The sequence below is a fragment of the Methylorubrum zatmanii genome, assembly GCF_014845115.1.
Taxonomy (GTDB): domain Bacteria; phylum Pseudomonadota; class Alphaproteobacteria; order Rhizobiales; family Beijerinckiaceae; genus Methylobacterium; species Methylobacterium zatmanii.
Genome location: NZ_NKUI01000196.1, coordinates 1 through 1,897, shown reverse-complemented (window position 1 = coordinate 1,897; position 1,897 = coordinate 1). Strand labels below are relative to the sequence as shown.

At 74.7% G+C, this 1,897-nt stretch carries 2 protein-coding genes and 1 pseudogene; 2 read left to right on the top strand and 1 reads right to left on the bottom strand.

The features are described 5' to 3' along the window. Positions 1–322, top strand: a 322-nt coding sequence (locus tag MZTS_RS20685; protein WP_343068818.1) for an SAM-dependent methyltransferase, incomplete at its 5' end; no start/stop codon positions are given. 4 nt (positions 323–326) lie between these two features. Further along, positions 327–1,613, top strand: a complete 1,287-nt coding sequence (locus tag MZTS_RS20680) for a class I SAM-dependent RNA methyltransferase (protein WP_192285252.1) — start codon at positions 327–329, stop codon at positions 1,611–1,613. A 76-nt stretch (positions 1,614–1,689) separates the two neighbouring features. Here MZTS_RS20680 and MZTS_RS20675 read toward each other — a convergent pair. Further along, positions 1,690–1,897: pseudogene (locus MZTS_RS20675) on the bottom strand (hypothetical protein); the annotation flags it as partial.

The following is a 1,897-nucleotide window of genomic DNA, read 5'->3' as shown; positions in this document are numbered from 1 at the left end:
GATCACCCCCGCCCCCCGCCTCGCCAGCATCGATGTGAGCTTCATCGGCCTGCGGCTGGTCCTGCCGGCGGTCGCAGGCCAGCTCGCCGAGGAGGCGGCCCTCGCGGCGCTGATCAAGCCGCAATTCGAGGCCGGGCGCGAGCGGGTCGGGCGCGGCGGCATCGTGCGCGATCCGGAGATCCATGCGGAGGTCTGCGAGGGCGTGCGCGCCAGCCTCGTCGGCCTCGGCTTCACCGTATCGGGGCCGATCCCCTCCCCCATCGAAGGCGGCGACGGCAACCGCGAATTCCTGGTCGCCGCCCGCCGCTTCTCCCGTGAATGATCCCATGACCGAAATCGCCACCGAAACCCTGACCATCGCCCGCCTCGGCGCCCGCGGCGACGGCATCGCCGCGGACGGGCTGCCCGTGCCCGGCGCCCTGCCCGGCGAGCGGGTGCGGGTGCAGCGCGGCGAGCGGATCGGCACGCTGGTTTCCGTGGAGGAGGCCTCGCCGGACCGGATCGCGCCGTTCTGCCCGTATTTCTCGGCCTGCGGCGGCTGCGCCGTGCAGCATCTCGCCGCCGAGCCCTATGGGGAATGGAAGCGCGGCATCGTCGCCCACGCCTTGAGCCAGGCGCGGATCGAGACGGAGCTGATGCCACTCGTCGATGCCCGCGGGGAAGGCCGGCGGCGGATCACCCTGCATGTGCGCGAGATCGAGGGCCGGGCGAAGGCCGGGCTGATGGCCGCGCGCAGCCATGCCCTGGTGCCGATCGACCATTGCCCGATCACCGTGCCGGGCCTGCACCGGGCGCCGGCCGTGGCGGAGGCGCTGGCCGCTCCCCTCGGGCATGGCCGCAAGCCCCTGGACGTCGCCGCCACCGCCACCGCGATGGGCCTCGATATCGACATCCGCGGCCACGGCACCGTCAGCGAGGGCGTCCGCGGCGTCCTCACCCGGCTCGCCGGAGAGCTCGACCTCGCCCGGCTCTCGATCCACGGCGACATCGTGGTCGAGCGCCGCCCACCGGCCGTGGGCGAGGGACCGGCCCGGCGCCTGCCCCCGCCCGGCGGCTTCCTCCAGGCGACGGAGGCCGGCGAGGCGGCGCTGACCGCGCTGGTGCTGGAGCCGATGGCGCAAGCTAAGCCGAAGGTGAAGCGGGTCGCCGACCTGTTCTGCGGCAGCGGCCCCTTCGCCCTGACCCTCGCCGCCGGGGGGCGGGACGTCGCCGCCGCCGAGGGCGAGCCGGCGGCGATCACCGCCCTCACCCGCGCCTACCGGGCCGGGGCCGGCTTCGCCCGGATCACGGCCGAGGCCCGCGACCTGTTCCGGCGCCCCCTGCTCGGCCCGGAACTCGATGCGCAGGATGCCGTGGTGTTCGATCCGCCCCGCGCCGGGGCCGAGGCGCAGGTGCGCCGGATCGCGGAATCGAAGGTGCCCCTGGTGATCGGCGTCGCCTGCGACCCCGGCACCTTCGCCCGCGACGCCGCGATCCTGATCGCGGGCGGCTACCGGCTGGAGCGGGTCACCCCCGTCGATCAGTTCGCGTGGTCCGGCCATGTCGAGCTGGTCGGCGTGTTCCGCAAGGAGGCGCGCGCCCCGGCCGGCCGCACGCTGCGGCGCCCGCGCTGAGCCGCGAGGAAAGGAAGCCGGGGCGCTGCCCCGGCGCCCCGCCGAAGGGATGATCCCTTCGGGATCCCGGGACTTGCTATCGGATTCCCGTCGCCGCGAGCGCTGCCCGCAGCTCGGCGGCTTCGATCGAGAAATCGTGTAGGTGCACCGGCCAGTCCGAGGCGGTGCGCGGGCCGAACACCGCGCGGTATTCCTGGCCGCAGGCCATGGCGAGTTCGGCGTAGAACGGATCCTCCCAGCCCTCCGGCACGCCGATCCTCCACCTCGTGCCGGAGGGCTGGGAG

Excerpts from the sequence above, each read along its gene's own strand:
- MZTS_RS20680 (WP_192285252.1), top strand. The coding sequence starts at position 327 with ATGACCGAAATCGCCACCGAAACCCTGACCATCGCCCGCCTCGGCGCC.